The sequence below is a fragment of the Nonomuraea sp. NPDC049607 genome (assembly GCF_040675375.1).
GTDB lineage: Bacteria > Actinomycetota > Actinomycetes > Streptosporangiales > Streptosporangiaceae > Nonomuraea.
The window spans coordinates 1-17,281 of the sequence record NZ_JBFAOV010000076.1 but is presented as its reverse complement, the minus strand read 5'-3'; the positions used below and the strand labels follow the sequence as shown (position 1 = coordinate 17,281).

General features: G+C 73.0%; 10 protein-coding genes. 7 read left to right on the top strand and 3 right to left on the bottom strand.

What is annotated here, in order from left to right:
- Positions 1 to 274: 274 nt before the first annotated feature.
- Positions 275 to 1,099 (top strand): nitroreductase/quinone reductase family protein, encoded by an 825-nt coding sequence (locus AB0J97_RS50805; RefSeq protein WP_364104440.1) that lies wholly within the window; start codon positions 275 to 277, stop codon positions 1,097 to 1,099.
- Between the two features lie 6 nt (positions 1,100 to 1,105).
- On the opposite strand, the gene AB0J97_RS50800 is transcribed toward AB0J97_RS50805, so the two are convergent.
- Entirely contained in the window at positions 1,106 to 2,287 is a 1,182-nt protein-coding gene (locus AB0J97_RS50800) for an MFS transporter (RefSeq protein WP_364104437.1), read from the bottom strand.
- Positions 2,288 to 2,385: 98 nt separating this feature from the next.
- On the opposite strand from AB0J97_RS50800, the gene AB0J97_RS50795 reads away from it, so the two are divergent.
- Positions 2,386 to 2,862 (top strand): helix-turn-helix domain-containing protein, encoded by a 477-nt coding sequence (locus AB0J97_RS50795; protein WP_357710811.1) that lies wholly within the window; start codon positions 2,386 to 2,388, stop codon positions 2,860 to 2,862.
- A 34-nt stretch (positions 2,863 to 2,896) separates the two neighbouring features.
- Here the strand turns inward: AB0J97_RS50795 and AB0J97_RS50790 are convergent, their stop codons facing one another.
- The gene (locus AB0J97_RS50790; RefSeq protein WP_364104433.1) at positions 2,897 to 3,862 is read right to left on the bottom strand and encodes a serine hydrolase domain-containing protein; all 966 of its coding nucleotides are present in this window, start codon (positions 3,860 to 3,862) and stop codon (positions 2,897 to 2,899) included.
- An 88-nt stretch (positions 3,863 to 3,950) separates the two neighbouring features.
- Here AB0J97_RS50790 and AB0J97_RS50785 point away from each other — a divergent pair, with 88 nt between their 5' ends.
- The 3 genes from AB0J97_RS50785 to AB0J97_RS50775 all read left to right on the top strand — a co-directional run bounded on the left by AB0J97_RS50785 (position 3,951) and on the right by AB0J97_RS50775 (position 6,581).
- A complete protein-coding gene (locus AB0J97_RS50785; RefSeq protein ID WP_364104430.1) occupies positions 3,951 to 4,508 on the top strand; it encodes a TetR/AcrR family transcriptional regulator in 558 nt (185 codons plus the stop codon).
- A 10-nt stretch (positions 4,509 to 4,518) separates the two neighbouring features.
- A complete protein-coding gene (locus AB0J97_RS50780) occupies positions 4,519 to 4,875 on the top strand; it encodes a hypothetical protein (RefSeq protein WP_357708505.1) in 357 nt (118 codons plus the stop codon).
- 161 nt (positions 4,876 to 5,036) lie between these two features.
- Positions 5,037 to 6,581, top strand: coding sequence for a serine/threonine-protein kinase (locus tag AB0J97_RS50775; RefSeq protein WP_364104426.1), 1,545 nt, complete (start codon positions 5,037 to 5,039; stop codon positions 6,579 to 6,581).
- Between the two features lie 10 nt (positions 6,582 to 6,591).
- Here AB0J97_RS50775 and AB0J97_RS50770 read toward each other — a convergent pair whose 3' ends face one another.
- On the bottom strand, positions 6,592 to 7,995 hold the full coding sequence (locus AB0J97_RS50770) for a PLP-dependent aminotransferase family protein (RefSeq protein ID WP_364104423.1): 1,404 nt from the start codon (positions 7,993 to 7,995) through the stop codon (positions 6,592 to 6,594).
- Positions 7,996 to 8,245: 250 nt separating this feature from the next.
- Between AB0J97_RS50770 and AB0J97_RS50765 the strand changes: the two genes are divergently transcribed.
- Both AB0J97_RS50765 and AB0J97_RS50760 read left to right on the top strand, forming a co-directional pair.
- Entirely contained in the window at positions 8,246 to 11,509 is a 3,264-nt protein-coding gene (locus AB0J97_RS50765; RefSeq protein ID WP_364104420.1) for a LamG-like jellyroll fold domain-containing protein, read from the top strand.
- A 19-nt stretch (positions 11,510 to 11,528) separates the two neighbouring features.
- The coding region (locus AB0J97_RS50760; RefSeq protein WP_364104417.1) for an RHS repeat-associated core domain-containing protein at positions 11,529 to 17,281 on the top strand (5,753 nt) is incomplete at its 3' end.

Sequence of the window (17,281 nt, the reverse complement as noted above, 5' to 3'; positions counted from 1 at the left end):
GCCAACCTGGCGCTGACCGGCTACCAGTCGCTCCTGGTCGTCTTCCTGGTCGGCGCGCCGACGCCGGACCTCGCCGCGCCGGCCGCGTCATACGGCCGCTTTGCGAAGATTGTTGTGATGAAGTAGCGTCGCCCCCGTGACTGCCGGGTCGGCCTTGGGCCACGAACCAGAGAGCAGCCCGGCCCTGGCGTGACCGCCCGGCGGGCGCGCGGCCCGCCGCTTCCTCTTCTCCCTCTCAGCACGTCAGAGCAGAGACCATCACCCATGGAGAAGAGTGGATTTCAACAAGCAGGTCATCGACGAGTTCCGCGCCAACAACGGCCAGGTCGGGGGCTATTTCGAAGGAGCGAGACTGCTCCTGCTCACCACGACCGGCGCGCGTTCGGGAAAGCCGCACACGACCCCGCTCGGCTACCTGCCGGACGGCGGCGAGCGCATGCTGGTCATCGCCTCCGCCGGGGGAGCGCCGAAGAACCCCGCCTGGTACCACAACCTGCGGGCCGAGCCCCGCGCGACCGTCGAGAGCGGCGTCTTCGTCTTCGACGTCGAGGCGGAGATCCTGGAGGGGGCCGAGCGGGACGCCGCCTTCGCCCGTGCCGTGGACGGCGATCCCGGCTGGGCGGACTACCAGGCCAAGACGGCCCGCGTCATCCCGGTCGTCGCGCTGAACATCGTGCCGGGCCCGCCCCGGTCGAGCGCGCCCTCCGGCGGGGCGTACCTCAAGCTGGTGCACGACGGCTTCCGGCGCGAGCTGGCGCTGATCCGCAAGGAGCTGACCGCCGGCGGCCGCCCCGGCCTGGGCGTGCAGCTGCGGATCAACTGCCTGACCATGTGCCAGGGGCTGCACAACCATCACACCGGCGAGGACACGATGATGTTCCCGGCGCTGGCCGAGCGGCATCCCGAGCTCGCCCCGGTCATCGAGCGGCTGGCCGGGGAGCACGAGCGCATCGCCGTGCTCGTGGCGGAGCTGAAGGAGGCCCTGTCGGGGGAGGACCCGGTGAAGGTGCGCGCGGAGATCGAGCGGCTGACCGACGAGCTCGAAGCGCACCTGACGTACGAGGAGGAGCAGCTCGTGCCGATCCTCGACCTCGCCTGAGCCCGTTCAGGCCGGGACGGACGTGCTCGCCCGCGGGACGGTGAGACGCCGGGTCGAGACGGCGACGACGAGCCCGAGCAGGGCGTAGACCGCGCCGAGCAGGCAGGCGCCCCACCAGCCCGCGACGCTGTAGGCCCAGGTGGTGGTGATCGCGCCGAGCGCGGAGCCGAGGGAGTAGCAGGCCATGTACGCGCCGATGACTCCGCTGCTCCGGTCGGGCCGCGCCGTGGTGAGCAGATGCTGGCTGCTGACGTGCACGGCCTGCACGGCGAAGTCCAGCACGACGACGCCGACGATCAGCAGCCACAACGACGACCCCACCTGGGCGATCAGCAGCCACGAGGCCGCGAGCAGCAGCAGCGACCAGACGGTGACCGAGAACGCCAGGCCCCGGTCGGCCCATCGGCCGGCCCGGGCCGCGCCCAGCGCCCCGGTGAGACCGGCGAGCCCGAACAGTCCGATCTCGGTGGTGCCCAGGTGCCACGGCGCGGCGCCGAGGGGCAGCGCCAGCCCGCTCCACAACGTGCCGAAGGAGGCGAACAGGAAGAACGCGACCAGCCCCCGGCTGAGCAGCAGCCGGTCGCTCGTGACCAGCCGGCCCAGCGACGCCAGCAGCCGGCCGTAGGAGTCCCGGGAACGCGGGACGTCGGCGTCGAGGGTGACGCGGACGGCCAGCGCGAGCAGCACGCACAGCACGGCGATGACGAGGTAGACCGCGCGCCAGTCGGCCAGCTCGCCCAGCAGGCCCGCCACCACCCGGACCAGGAGGATCCCGGCGACCACCCCCGAGGTGACCGTGCCGATGTTGCGGCCGCGTTCGCCGGGCGGTGAGACGGCGGCGACGTAGGCCACCGCGATCTGGACGACCACCGCGAACAGCCCCGCCAGGGCCAGGCCCGCGATCGCGAACCCCGCGCCGGGCGCGACGGCGGCCACCCCGGCGCCCGCGGCCGTCAGCAGCAGGTGCACCGTGATGAGCTTGCGCCGGTCGAACAGGTCGCCGAGCGGGACCAGCAGCACCAGCCCGGCCAGGTAACCGATCTGGCCGGCGGCGACCAGCCAGCCCAGCGATCCGTCCGCCAGCCCGAGGTCCCGGCCCGCGGCCTGGAGGACCGGCTGGATGCCGTACACGGGCGACACGGCCACCGCGCACACCAGCGCGAGCACGATCCGTTGTCTTCCGGTCATTCCTGAGGACATGTCACTCTCCGATAAGTTTCAATATGCAACTGATCGGAGGTTAGGGCATAATGGTTTCAGATTGCAACTGACCTGGGAGGAGCCCGGTGGACGTCACACTCGCTGCGGGAAGCGCCTGGACCGACCCGGCGTGCCCGGTCGCACGGGCCGTCGACCTGGTGGGCGACCGGTGGAGCCTGCTGATCGTCCGCGACGCGATGGACGGCGCGACCACCTTCACCGAGTTCCACCAGCGGCTGGGCATCGCCCGCAACATCCTCACCGACCGGCTCCGCAGGCTGGTCGAGCACGGCATCCTCGACCGGCGCGCCGCCGCCGACGGCCGGCGGCACACCTACCGGCTCACCGAAGCCGGGCAGGACCTCTTCACGGCCGTCGTCGCCCTGCGGCAATGGGGGGAGCGCCACGCCTTCGCCCCGGACGAGCCGCACTCCGTCCTGCTCGACGGCCAGGGGCGGGAGCTGCCCCGGCTGCACCCGCTCGGCCAGGACGGCGCGCCGCTCTCCGCCGAGACGTCCCGCGTCCGGAAGACCGCGCCGTCCGATCCGGGCGCGGCGGGGTGACGCGCCCGGCCTCCGGTCGTGTGGGTGCGGCGGTTCAGGACGTGCGGATCGCCGCGTCCAGGAGTGCGTCGAGAAGCGGCACCCGGCGGTCCGTGTCGTCGCGGATGGCGATGAACGCGACGCTCACGTCCAGGCCGGGGATCCGGGCCTGCATGGCGCGCAGTCCCGTCCAGCCGCCTCCGTGGCGATAGACGATATGTCCGGCATGCGAGCGTACGCCCATTCCCCAGGCGTAATCGATCGGTGTTCCGTCGTCGAGCCGTCCCGGGGTCTGCATGAGGGGGGAGATGCCGAGTTCGTCCGCGTTGAGGGCCTGGCTCCAGCGGAGCAGGTCGTCGAGGGTCGTCCATACGCCTCCGTCCCCGAGGGACAGCGGCGCGGGACGGGGGCGGACGAGCGGCGCGGCGCCCTCCGGCGTCGGGCCTGGGCCTGGCCAGTAACGGGTGGCGGCCATCCCCAGGGGAGTGAAGAGCCGGTCGCGGGCGAAGCCGGGCAGCGGCAGGCCGGACGCCCGTTCCACCACCGCCGCCAGGCAGACGTACCCGGCGTTGGAGTAGACGTGCCCGGTGCCCGGCCGGCGCTCCAGGGCGGGGAACCGGGTGAGGGCCCGGACGACGCCCGCCGTGGTCCGGTCGGCGGCGTCCAGGCGGCCGTCGATCTCGGCGTCCAGGGGAAGGCCCGCCGTGTGGTGGACGAGATGCCGGATCCGCACGTCGTCCGCCCACCCCGGTGATCCGGGCAACCAACGCGACAGGGACGACTCCATGTCCAGCGCCCCATCCTGGACCAGCAGCGCCGCGCACGCCGCGGTCATCTGCTTCGACAGCGACGCCGCGTAGACCACGGTCGTGGCGCTCATCGGCTCACCCCCCGAGGCCGCCCCCCGCGCCACGAGGACGGGCGGCGCCCCCCGCCGGTGGATCCCGGCCACGATCGGTTCTTCGTCGCCGTAACCGGCCTCGGACAGGAGGGCCGCTGCTCGCCGGTGCAGTTCTGACATGACCCGATCCTCCCAGTTCCGTTGAGCCGTAGGAGTTTAGGAACGGTCGTTCTTGACTGAACGTTCCTCAATGCTCTACGGTCGAGCCATGGGACGACCAAGAGGCTTCGACGAGGCCACCGTGGTGCGGGCGGCGGCAGAGCTGTTCTCGACCCGGTCCTACGACGGCATCTCCATGGACGAGCTGGTGACCCACCTCGGCGTCCACCGCAACAGCCTGTACAAGACGTTCGGCAGCAAACGCGGTCTCTACCAGGCCGCGCTGCGCTGGTCCCTGGAGCACGACGTCATCCCCCTGATCGACCGCGTCTCCGGCGCCGGTGACCTGGCGGAGGCGCTGCGCGTCGCCACCGGCGAGCCCGCCGCCGAGGTCGGCCTCAACCTGCTGCTGCTGGCCGCGGTCGAACGCGCGCCGGTGGACCGCGAGGTCGCCGACCAGCTCGCCGCCGTGCTGGCCGCGTTCGACCAGGCGGCCAGGACGGCGGCCGGCCCACGGAACCCCGCCCCGGGCGAGGCGGACGACCTGGCCTTCGCACTCACCGCGGCCGTCCTCGGCCTGCGCATGCGGGCCAGGGCGGGGACCGCGGGCACCGACATCGACCAGGCCGGCGCCGCCTTGGCCCGCCGGCTCGACCACCACACCTGAGGAGCACGACATGGCGAGGATCAGCATCGAAGAGCAGGCACTGGTCGTGGAGATCGAGGGCCTGGACAAGCTGTGGGCGCTGAAGAGCCGGCTGGTCATCCCGCTGGCCAACGTCCGCGGCGCCACCGCCGACCCGGGGATCGCCGCCGACCCCAAGGGGGTGCGCGCGCCCGGCGCCCACCTGCCCGGCGTCATCACGGCCGGCACCTTCCACCTCAACGGCGAGAAGGTCTTCTGGGACGTGCACGACGCCGCCAAGGCGGTGGTCATCGAGCTGGCCGACGAACGTTACGCCCGGCTCGTCATCGAGGTCGCCGACCCGCGCGCCGCCGTGGCACTCGTGGAGGAGGCCATCACCGTCCGCTGACCGCTGCGAGCACCCGCACCACAAACGATGTGGGACGAATACGGGACAGGCGCCGCACCCCCCACCGGGCCGACAATGACCCCACGCGACATGCCGGGGCGGGCTCGAAAGGCCGCCCCCGGGTCCACGCGGACGAACCCCGTACCGACCCCGGAGTCCCGATGGCCACGAAGTTCCCTCCCCTCTCCCCGGACGACCCGGCGTCGGTGGCCGGGTACCCGCTCCGCGCCCGGCTGGGGGAGGGCGGAATGGGCAAGGTCTACCTGTCCGTCTCGCCGGGCGGCCGCCTGCTGGCCTTGAAGATCGTCAAGTCCGAGTACGCCGCCGACCCGGAGTTCCGCCGCCGGTTCCGCCAGGAGGTCCAGGCGGCGCAGCGGGTGCAGGGCGCCTTCACCGTCCCCGTGGTGGACGCCGATCCCGACGCCGCCGTCCCCTGGCTGGCCACGGCCTACATCTGCGGCCCGTCCCTGCACCAGGCCGTGGCCGAGCACGGGCCGCTGCCGCTGCCGACCGTCTGGCGGCTGATCGCCGGTGTCGCCGAGGCGCTGGCCGGCATCCACGCGGCCGGGCTGGTCCACCGGGACCTCAAGCCCTCGAACGTGCTGCTGGCCGAGGACCGGCCCAAGGTGATCGACTTCGGCATCGCCCGCGCCGTGGACGCCACCTGCCTCACCCACACGGGCATGCGCGTCGGAACCCCGGCCTTCATGACCCCCGAACAGGTCAGGGGTCGGCCGGTGACTTCGGCCACGGACGTGTTCGCGCTGGGCCAGCTCGCCGTCTTCGCCGCCACGGGACGCCCCGCGTTCGGCGAGGGCCCGGCCGACGTGCTCTTCTACCGCATCACCAACGAGGACCCCGACCTGGGCGGATGCCCGCCCGCCCTGCACGGCCCGCTGGCCCGCTGCCTCAGCCGCGACCCGGCCGACCGGCCCGCCCCGGCGGAGATCGCCGCGCTCGCGGGGGCGAGGGGTGGCGGGGCGGCCGGTCCCTGGCTGCCTCCGGCGGTGGCGTCCACGTTGCACGCGTACGCGCCGCCGCCGGGGCCGGTGGCTCCGGTGCGGGTCTCGCCGACGCGTCCCGTCCGGCCCCGGAGGACGAGGGCGGCCCTGGCGCTCTGGACGGGCGCCGCCGCCGTCGCCGTGACCACGTCGGCCCTGGTGCTCTCCAGGCTTGCCGGCCCCGTCCCCACCCCCGTGACGACGACCCCGCCGCCGCCCGCCGTGACCGTCACGATCCCGGCCACCGCGCCCGTGAGGGCCGCCGCCCCCGTGCCGTCCCCGACCCTGCCGGAGTACGAGAAGGAGTACGAGAACGTGCGTTTCACCCTCCCCGGCGGCCCGCCCTGCACCGAAGGCTCCCACTTCCAGGACGGCATCGACCTGACCCCCACCGGCCCCGAGGTGGACGTCGACAGCAACGGCAACCTCGTCTACGACTGCTACACCGACGAGGTCCCCAAGCTCACCGTCTGGGACGTCACCGGCCAGGAGGCCCTCTTCGACGGCACTCCGGACCCGGCCGCCTGCGTGGACGCCGTGAACCTGAACCCGCTGGGATCCTCGCTGACCTTCGCCCACATGCGGGTGGGGATGGGCCTGTGCGTCGTCACCGACGACCACCAGGTCGTCCATCTCAAGCTGCTCCGCAAGTCCGTCGCCACGCACGCGCTGACCTGGTCGGCCACCGCCTGGGCCCGGGGCTAGACCAGAAGCGCTACCGGGACAGCCTGAGCGCGCGGTCCACCTCGGCGAGCCGCCGCACGGCCTCGGCCAGCTCCGCGTGATCGGCGGCGGCCGCGAAGCCGAGGCGCAGGAAGGCCGCCGGGACCTCGGTGGGGAAGTGGCGGCTCCCGGCGCCGACGGCGACGCCGGCATGGCGGGCGGCGCCGGCCACCACGGCGTCGTCGGCGCCGCCGGGCAGCCGGGCCCAAAGATGCAGCCCACCTGCGGGGACGCGGTCGAGGGTCCAGCCGGGAAGCTCGTCCACGACGGCGGCGGCCAGCGTCGTGCACCGCTCCCGCAACGCCGCCCCCAGCGACCGGACGTGCCGCTCCCACGCGGGCGAGTCGAGCAGGTCGAGCGCCGCCTCCTGCAACGGGCGGGCCACGAGGAAGTCGTCGACCAGCCGGGCGGCGCGCAGGCGTGCCAGCACCGGGCCCCGGGCGGCCAGGGCGCCGACGCGCAGGCTCGGCGCGGCCGGCGCGGTGAGGGAGGACAGGTGCACGACGGTGCCGTCGCGGTCGTCGGCCAGCAGCGGCGGCGGCACCGGAGCGCCGTGGCCGAGGAGCCGGGCGAGGTCGTCCTCGATCACGAACGCGCCCGCCGCGCGGGCCGTGTCGAGCACCTGCCGCCGACGCCCCGGGGCCAGCACCGCCCCGGTGGGGTCGTGGTAGGTCGGCCGGCAGTGGAGCAGGCGGGCGCGGGTCATGGCGAAGGCGTCGGCCAGCAGGCCGGGGTCGAGGCCGTCGGCGTCCGTCGGCACCGGCACCGGGCGCAGGCCCGCCGCCCTGGCGGCGGCGATCGCCCCCGCGCTGGTGGGCGACTCCATCAGGACGGGGTCGCCCGGCCCGGCGATCGCCCGGAACACCATGGACAGGGCGCTGCGCCCGCCGTCGGTGACCAGGATGTCGCCGGCGCCCACGCCGCCGCCCGCCATCCTGGCGAACACGCCGCGCAGGGCGGCCAGGCCGTCGGCCGGGGCGCGGTCCCAGGCGCCGGGGCGGCGGGCCGCGCGGGCCAGCGCCGCGGTCAGGACGCGGGTGGGCCGGAGCGACGGGTGCGGGGGGCCGCCGTCCAACCGGATCGTGCCCTCGGGGGCCACCCCGGCCAGGTCGCGGGTGTCCACGGTCCGGTCGGCGAGGGTGACGCTCTGCCACGCGGTGCCGGCGACGTCATCGCGCCGCCGCGTCCGGGCCGCGACGTACGTGCCGCTGCCGGGACGGGTGACCACCAGGCCCTCGGCGGCGAGCGCGGCGATCGCCCGCGCCACGGTGGCGGGGCCGACCTTGAAGCGCCGGATCAGCTCCCGGCTGCCCGGCAGGCGGTCGCCGGGCGACAGCCGGTCGATCATCGTACGCATCCTGGCCGTCAGCTCGGCCGAACTGCTACTGCCCGACATGAGAGAGGACAATAGCGCTTCCACTCCTGGGCGGACCCGCTTCTGGACCCTGCGGCCTGACGCGCCGACGCTCCGGGCGCCGCGCGACGGGTTCCGACGGCGACTTACGGCGGTTCCTTCCATACATGTCCCAACTTGTGGCGAAATTCGCCAGAAGATCTAGACGTACGGGATTACGCGGGTGACAATCCGTTCGTCAATCGAAGATCGCCTGGTCCCGCGCGGACCTCTGGTCGACATGCGAGGACCGATGCGGGTTGTGCGTGGGCTGGTCGCGGCCGTCTTGGCATTCACGATCCCGGCGGTGCCGCCCGCCGGCGCGGAGCCGCCGGAGGCAGGCGCGCCTCCGGCGGCGAGCGCGCCCCCCATGTCGGAGACGGCCGCCACCACGCTGGCCAGGCGTACCGGGAAACCGGTCGAGATCGAGTCGATGCGCAGCGAGACCCGCCAGGTCTTCGCCCGCCCGGACGGCACCTTCGCCCTCGAACTGAACGCCCGCCCCGTCCGCGTCCGCCAGGCCACCGGCTGGGTGCCCGTCGACACCACCCTGCGCCTCCGCCCCGACGGCGCGGTGGAGCCGGTCGCGACGGCGGCCGGGCTGACCTTCTCCGGCGGAGGCGGCGGGCCGCTCGCCCGCCTGTCGCGCGGCGGCAAGGCCCTGGAACTGGCCTGGCCGGGCACGCTGCCCACGCCCACCCTCGACGGCGACACCGCCACCTACCCCGAGGTGCTGCCGGGCGTGGACCTGCGGGTCACCGCCGACGTGGACGGGTTCTCCCACGTCCTGGTGGTCAAGACGCGGGCCGCCGCGAGCGCGCTGCCCGACCTGGACTTCCCGCTGTCGGTCAGCGGCCTGTCGCTCAGCTCCGACAAGGCGGGCAACCTGGAGGCGACCGACCGCACCGGCGGCACGATCTTCATCGCGCCCACCCCCACGATGTGGGACTCGACGGGCGCCACCACCCAGGCCGCGGTCAAGGAGGGCCGCGCGCCCGAGGCCCGCCAGGCCACGATGGGCGTCTCGCTCGAAGGCAGGAAGCTGCGGCTGCGGCCGGACCGGGCGATGATGAACGACCCGAAGACGCGGTACCCGGTGTTCCTGGACCCGTACTTCTCGGCCGCCCGGGGCGCCTGGACCGCCGTGTGGAGCAACTGGCCCAGCTCCAACTACCTCAACTCCAGCGACGTCGCCCGCGTCGGGCACGTCAACTCGCAGACCAACCGCTCGTTCTTCCAGATGAACACCGGCTCCACGATCCACGGCAAGCAGATCATCAAGGGCACGCTGCGCACGTACGAGACGTGGTCCTACTCGTGCAGCGCCCGCCAGGTCGAGGCGTGGTCCACCAACACGATCAGCAAGAGCACCACCTGGAGCAACCAGCCCAAGTGGGTCAAGAAGCTCTCCACCGTGAACGTGGCCAAGGGCTGGGGCGCGTCCTGCCTGCCCGGCGGCGTCGAGTTCGACGTCACCTCGCAGGTCGCGGACGCCGCCGCCAACAAGTGGGCCAACATCACCGTCGGCCTCCGCGCCACCAGCGAGACCGACCAGTACGCCTGGAAGAAGTTCCGCAACAACCCGAGCCTGGTCATCGAGTACAACTCGCTGCCCGCCGACCCGGTGGCGGCCGACGCCTGGTCCGACCCGGGTGGCCCGTGCGTCTCCGGCGACGGCCGGCCGGTCATCAGCACCCCCACGCCCAAGCTCTGGGCCCGGCTCAAGGACGTCGACAACTCCGTCAGGGGTCGCTTCGAGTGGTACCGGGCCGACGGGACCAAGGCCGGGGAGTACCTGACCCCCGTGGGCTCGACCGGCACGGCCTTCTCCGCCCTCGTCCCGCAGAGCCTGTACGCCGACGGCGCGCTGCTCCGCTGGCGGGTCCGCGCCGAGGACGGCAAGGCCAACAGCGCGTGGAGCCCCTGGTGCGAGGCGACCGTGGACGCCACCGCCCCCGGCCGGGAGCCCGAGGTGTCCTCCGAACGGTTCACCGAGAACGCCTGGAGCGACGGAGTCGGCCTGGCCGGCGGGTTCACCTTCGCCCCCAACGGCGTCACCGACGTCGCCGCCTACGTCTACGGCCTGGACACCACCCCCAAGACCGAGGTCCCGCCCGCCCAGGACGGCACGGCCGCGATCACGCTCACCCCGCGCCACGACGGCCCGAACGTCCTGTCGGTGCGCAGCAAGGACCGCGCCGGACAACTCGGCCCGATCCGCACCTACGTCTTCAACGTCAACGCCGGACGGGGACCGGCCGGTCACTGGCCGCTGAACGAGGGCCAGGGCGCCACCGCCGCCGACGCCGCCGGCACCCACCCCGCCACCCTGTACGGCGCCACCTGGACCTCGGGCCGCACCGGCGGCGCACTGCGGCTGGCCAACGCCTACGCCCAGACCGGCGGCCCGGTCGCCGACACCGGCCGCAACTTCGCCGTCAGCGCCTGGGTCCGGCTGACCGGCACCGCCGCCTCCGCCACCGCCGTCACCCAGGAGGGCGGCAGGACCGGCGCGTTCTCCCTGCAGTACAGCAAGACCGACAACCGCTGGGCGCTGGCCGTCACGAGCGCCGACGCCGACGCGGCCACCACCGTGCGCGCGCTGTCGGCCGCCGCGCCCCGGCTGAACGAGTGGACCCACCTGACCGGCGTCTACGACTCGGCGGCCGGCCTGATCTCCCTCTACGTCAACGGCCGGGCGGAGTCCACGGTCGCCGTCCCCGCGCCGTGGAACGCCGCCGGCCCGCTGACCATCGGCCGCGGCAGGACCGGCGGCGCGGCGGCCGACTTCTGGCCCGGCGACGTGGACGACGTGCGGCTCTACGGCCGCGCCATGTTCGCCGACGAGGTCGCCGACCTGGTCAACAGCGCCGCCACGCTGGTCGGCCACTGGAAGCTGGACGATGAGGGCGGGCTGTCGGCCGCCGACTCCTCGGGCCGCGCCACGCCCGCCACCCTGGCCGGCGCCGCCACCTGGACCGACGGCTGGCTGGACGGCGCCCTCGCCCTTGACGGCGCCACCGGCTACGCCCAGGCCGCCGGGCCCGCGGTCGCCACCGGCTCCGGCTACACCGTCGCCGTCTGGACGCAGCTCGACTACCTGCCCGCCAAGGACACCGCCGCCGTCGCCCAGCCGGGCGCCAGGGCGGCCGGGTTCCAGCTCGGCTTCGACAAGGAACAGGGGCGGTGGACCCTCGGCATGGCCGCCGCCGACACCGACACCGCCGCCCTCGTCCGCACTCGCTCCGACGCCATCCCCGCCCCGCTGGAATGGACGCACGTCGCCGGCGTGTACGACGCCCTCGCCGGCGAGCTGCGCGTCTACGTCAACGGCCGTCTGTCGGCCACCACCGTCACCCCCCACGTGAGCACCTGGACCGCCACCGGCCCCCTGCAACTGGGCCGGACGAAATCCGCGGGCGTCTTCACCGGCTACTGGCCGGGGACCGTCGACGACGTCCGCACCTATGACGGCGTACTCAGCGCCGAGCAGATAGCCCAGCTAGCCGCCCAGTAGCCCCTCCCTGGGAGAAACCGTGGACAGTGAGTTAGATCTGCCAGAGCCCAACTGGAATCGTTTTCAGCAACCCGCCGAGGAACCCGACGCCCCCGACCCCCGCTGGAACCGCTTCGAGGGCGCCAAGCCCGAGAGCGCCTGGCCGCGCAGGCTGGCGACCGTGCTCTCGGTCGTGCTCCTGGCGCCCATGGCGTACGCGTTGCCCGCCTCGGCCGCGCCCCGCAAGGCGCCCGCGGTGCAGAAGGAGACGCCGGTCAAGGGCGGGAAGGTGCCCGTCCTGCCGCCGCTCGCCGATCCCGCGGCCGAACAGGCGTGGAAGGCCCCGCCCGCGGTCGCCTGGCCCGCGCCGCGGACGGCCGAGCTGGGCGGCGGCGTCAGCACGCTGGCCGCCGGGTTCCCGGTGCGCCTGGCCCCCGCCGACAAGAGCGCCGACAAGAGCGCTGACAAGGGCGTGGCCGCGGCCGACGCCACCCCGGTCAAGGTCGAGCTGCTCAAGACCGACCTGCTCGGCGTCGCGATGCGCGTGTCGCCCGGCCAGGGCGTCGCGGCGGCCAAGGCGTCCGGGAAGACCCGGCTGGAGGTCGACTACTCCGGCTTCCGCTACGCCTTCGGCGGCGACTACGGCGCCCGGCTGCGCATGGTCAAGCTCGACGAGTGCGCGCTCGACGCCAAGGCCACCGCCTGCGCCGCGCCGCAGCCGGTCAAGAGCGACAACGACGCCAAGGCCGGCACACTGACCGCCGAGGTCGAGACCACCGGCCTGTACGCCGTGACCGCCGCCGCCTCCGGCCCGTCGGGCGACCACGCCGCCACCTCGCTGGCCCCCTCGGCGAGCTGGAGCGTCGGCAACCAGTCCGGCGACTTCTCCTGGAGCTACGACCTGCGCATGCCGCCCGCCCTGGGCGGCGACGAGCCCGACCTGTCCCTCGACTACTCCTCCCAGAGCGTGGACGGCCGCACCGTCTCCACCAACAACCAGCCGTCCTGGGTGGGGGAGGGCTTCGACCTGAACCCCAGCGGCTACGTCGAACGCCGCTACAAGGCCTGCATGATCGACGGCAAGAAGACCGGCGACCTGTGCTGGGACCAGGACAACGCGACCCTGTCGCTCGGCAACTCCGCCGTCGAGCTGGTCAAGGACGCCACCACCAAGCAGTGGCGGCCCAAGCGCGACGACGGCACCCGCATCGAGTACCTCACCGGCGCCACGAACGGTGACAACAACGGCGAGTACTGGCGGGTCACGACCGCCGACGGCACCCAGTACACCTTCGGCCTGAACCGCCTGCCCGGCTGGGCGACCGGCAAGGCCGAGACCAAGTCGGTGCAGACCGTGCCGGTGTTCGGCAACAACAGCGGCGAGCCGTGCTACTCCAGCACCCCGGCCGACGCCTGGTGCCAGCAGGCCTACCGGTGGAACCTCGACTACGCGGTCGACACCCACGGCAACGCCACCACGTACTGGTACGAGAACGAGAAGAACTACTACGGCCGCAGCATGAAGCCCGAGCAGGGCACCGTGTACGTGCGCGGCGCCTACCTCACCCGCATCGACTACGGCTACCTGAGCAACGAGCTGTTCACCAAGGCCCCGGCCTCCCGGGTGGTCTTCGACGTGGCCGAGCGCTGCCTGCCGTCCGGCACCGTCACCTGCGCCGCCGACCAGCTCAAGAAGGAGACCGCGGCGTCCTGGCCGGACGTGCCGTTCGACCAGATCTGCGACTCCGGCGTCAAGTGCACCGACCGGCTGTCGCCGACGTTCTTCTCGCGCAAGCGCCTGGCCAAGGTCACCACGCAGATCCTGAACGCCTCCGGCCAGTACAGCCCGGTGGACTCCTGGACGCTGACCCACCAGTTCCCCGCCACCGGCGACGGCCTGAGCCCGTCGTTGTGGCTGGCCGCGGTCCAGCAGAGCGGCCACGTGGGCGGCACCCTCACCATGCCGAAGATCACCTTCAGCGGTGTGCAGCTGCCCAACCGGGTGGACGCCAACGAGGGACGCGCCCCGCTGGTCAAGTGGCGCGTGCAGGCCGTGAACAACGAGACCGGCGGCGAGCTGCGGATCAACTACGCCGCGGCCGACTGCAAGCCCGGCGACGTGCCGGCCGCGGCCGACAAGAACAACCGGCTGTGCTTCCCGCAGCGCTGGGCGCCGCCCGCCGAGGGCGAGGTCACCGACTGGTTCCACAAGTACGTCGTCACCCAGACCGTCGAGGTGGACCGCGTCGCCGGCTCGCCGAACGTGGTCACCGACTACGAGTACCTCGACGGCGGGGCCTGGCACTACGCCGACAACATCCTCGTCAAGCCCGAGCACCGCACCTGGTCGGAATGGCGCGGGTTCGGCCGCGTACGGGTCCGCGAGGGCGACGGCCAGGACACCAGGCGCACGCTCACCGAGTTCAGGTACTTCCGCGGCATGCACGGCGACAAGCAGGCCGACGGCTCCAAGCGCACCGCGCAGGTCGTCGACACCGAAGGCGGCAAGCTGGACGACCTCGACCAGCTCTCCGGCTTCGAACGGGAGGAGATCCTCTACGACGGCGACAGCGCCACGGTGCTGACCGCGACCGCCGAGGAGCCGTGGTCGCTCAAGACCGCCGAGTCCACGCAGGGCGGCGTCACCAAGACCGCGTACGTGGTCGAGCCCAAGTCGATGGTGACCCGCACGGCGCTGGCGGCGGGCGCGTGGCGGCGTACCGGCGAGGAGCGCTCGTACGACGCCAAGGGCCTGCTCACCCAGGTGGAGGAGAAGGGCGACCTGGCCACCGCCGACGACGACCAGTGCACCCGCTACACCTACGCCCGCAACGACACCGCCTGGATGCTCGACTACGCCAGCAGGGTCCAGAAGGTCGCCGCGGGCTGCGGCACCGCCGTCTCGGCCCTGGCCGCCGGCGAGGTCATCTCCGACGAGCGGGTCCAGTACGACAACAAGGCCTACGGCCAGGCGCCCACCAAGGGCGACGTGACCACCGTCCAGCAGCTCGGCGCGGCCGACGGCTCGACGATCACCGACAGCGTCCACACCTACGACGTCTACGGCCGGGAGACCAGCGAGAGCGACCCGGCCGGGACGAAGTCCATCACCACCTACAGTCCGGCCACCGGCGCCCCGGCCACGGAGATCGTCGAGACCAACCAGCTCGGCCACGTCGAGCGCACCCTCATCGAGCCCGCCTGGGGCGAGCCCGTCGCCGAGATCGACGCCAACGGCCGGCGCGTCGACATGGAGCACGACGCGCTGGGCCGCCTGGTCAAGGTCTGGCAACCGGACCGCAGCAAGGCCGCCGGCCAGTCGCCCAGCACCGAGTACGCCTACACCATGCGCACCGACGGCCCCAGCATCGTCACCACCAAGACGCTGCGCGCCGACGGCGGCTACACCACCAGCCACGAGCTGTACGACGGCCTGATGCGCGAACGCCAGACGCAGGAGCCGGCCCCCCGCGACGACCAGACGCAGGACCCGGCGCTGCGCGACGGGCGCACCATCACCGACACCTACTACAACTCGCTCGGCGAGGTGAGCAAGTCCAACACCGGCTACTTCGCCACCGGCACGCCCGCCACCGAGCTGCTCGCGGTCGCCGACACCGACGTGCCCACCCAGGTCGTGTCGGTCTTCGACGGCGCGGGCGAGGTCAACGCCCAGATCCTCAAGGCCAAGGGCGTGGAGAAGTACCGGGTCTCGGCCACCCAGCAGGGCGACCGCGTCAACGTGACGCCGCCGCCCGGCGGCACCGCGACGACCCGCATCGGCGACGCCGACGACCGGCTCATCGAGCTGCGCCAGTACAAGGGCGCCACCCCGACGGGCGCGTACGAGTCCACCAAGTACACCTACGATCCGGCCGGGCGCCTGGCCACGGTGACCGACCCCGCGGGCAACGTGTGGCGGCACACCTACGACGTGCGCGGCCGGGAGACCAAGTCGGAGGACCCCGACAAGGGCGTCACCACGATGACGTACAACGACGCCGACGAGCTGGTCAGCACGACCGACGCCCGCGGCAAGACCCTCTGGTACGTCTACGACGACCTCGGACGCAAGAAGGAGCTGCGCGACGGCTCGGCCACCGGCACGCTGCTGGCCGAGTGGAAGTACGACGGGCTGGCCAAGGGCCACATGAACGCCACCATCCGGTACGCGGGCGGGCAGGCGTACAAGGCGGAGATCAACGCCATCGACTCCGACTACCGCAGCCTGCGCGAGACCGTGACCATCCCCGAGCGGGAGGGCAAGCTCGCCGGGTCGTACGTGCTCAACACCCGCTACACCCTCGACGACCAGGTGCAGTCGGTCAGCTTCCCGGCCGCGGGCGGGCTGGAGGCCGAGTCGGTGGTCTACTCCTACGACGAGCTCAGCCAGCCGACCAAGGTCACCGGGCTGTCGTCGTACGTGACCGCGACCCGTTACTCCAAGCTCGGCGAGACCCTCCAGTACGAGCTGGGCTCCGGCGGCAAGAAGACCTGGCTCACCTACACCCATGACGAGTCCACCCGCAGGCTGACCAGGATGAGGCTGGACCGGGAGGGCGCCGCCGCGACCGACCTCGACCTCAACTACTCCTACGACGCCGCCGGCAACATCACCAAGATCGCCGAGAAGGCGGGCGGCCGCGACACGCAGTGCTTCACCTACGACCACCTGCGCCGGATGAGCTCGGCGTGGACGGCCACGGACGACTGCGCGAGCGGCACGCCGGCCTCGGACAAGATCGGTGGCGTGGCCCCGTACGCGGTCAGCTACGCCTACGACGCCACCGGCAACCGGGTCAAGGAGACCAAGCCGGCCTGGGGCGGCGCGCCCGAGAGCGTGCGCACCTCCGTCTACCCGGCGGCCGGCGGCAAGCAGCCGCACGCGCTGCAGAGCGTCGGGGCCGACCTGTTCACCTACGACGAGACCGGCAACACCACCCGGCGCAAGGTCGGCACCTCCGACCAGGCCCTCGTCTGGGACGCCGAAGGCAACCTGGAGTCGGTCACGGAGGCGGGCAAGACGACGTCGTTCGTCTACGACGCCGACGGCGCCCGGCTGCTGCGCAAGACCCCCACGGACGCCACCCTGTACGTGGACGACATGGAGCTGCGCTTCGACTTCGCCAAGGACGCCGTCGAGCAGACCCGCTACTACACGATCAACGGCGAGCCGATCGCGGTCCGCACGCCCGACAACCAGGTCTACTTCCTGGCCGCCGACCACCAGGGCACCGCGCAGGCGGCCGTGAACGGCGGCACCGGGGAGCTGGCCGTACGGCGGATGACGCCGTTCGGCGAGGACCGGGGGTCGCCACCGCCATGGTGGCCGGGACAGCGGTCCTTCGTCGGCGGCACCAAGGACCCGACCGGGCTCGTCCACCTGGGCGCCCGCGAGTACGACCCGAAGAACGGCCGCTTCCTGTCGGTCGACCCCATCATCGACGAGGAGGACCCGCAGCAGCTCAACGCCTACGCCTACGCCAACAACAGCCCCGTCAGCATGAGCGACCCCGACGGCCAGCTGTTCTGGATCGTGGTCGGCATCGCGGCGCGGATCGCGGCGCGGATCATCGCCAGGAAGCTGGCGCAGGCGGCGGCCCGGCGGGCGGCGCTCGCGGCGGCGCGGGCGGCGGCGCGGCGCGCGGCCATCGCGGCGGCCAAGCGGCGGGCGGCTGCACTGGCCAGGAAGAAGGCGCTGGAGGCGGCCAAGAAGAAGGCCGCGGCGGCGGCCAAACGCAGGGCACTGGCCGCGGCCAAGAAGAAGGCGGCGGAGAAGGCCAGGAAGGCGGC

What these genes read in the sequence shown, in the direction of transcription:
- AB0J97_RS50770 (WP_364104423.1), bottom strand. Translation starts at nt 7,995, where the DNA reads ATGTCGGGCAGTAGCAGTTCGGCCGAGCTGACGGCCAGGATGCGTACG.
- AB0J97_RS50800 (WP_364104437.1), bottom strand. Translation starts at nt 2,287, where the DNA reads ATGACCGGAAGACAACGGATCGTGCTCGCGCTGGTGTGCGCGGTGGCC.
- AB0J97_RS50780 (WP_357708505.1), top strand. Translation starts at nt 4,519, where the DNA reads ATGGCGAGGATCAGCATCGAAGAGCAGGCACTGGTCGTGGAGATCGAG.
- AB0J97_RS50775 (WP_364104426.1), top strand. Translation starts at nt 5,037, where the DNA reads ATGGCCACGAAGTTCCCTCCCCTCTCCCCGGACGACCCGGCGTCGGTG.
- AB0J97_RS50790 (WP_364104433.1), bottom strand. Translation starts at nt 3,862, where the DNA reads ATGTCAGAACTGCACCGGCGAGCAGCGGCCCTCCTGTCCGAGGCCGGT.
- AB0J97_RS50785 (WP_364104430.1), top strand. Translation starts at nt 3,951, where the DNA reads ATGGGACGACCAAGAGGCTTCGACGAGGCCACCGTGGTGCGGGCGGCG.
- AB0J97_RS50765 (WP_364104420.1), top strand. Translation starts at nt 8,246, where the DNA reads ATGCGGGTTGTGCGTGGGCTGGTCGCGGCCGTCTTGGCATTCACGATC.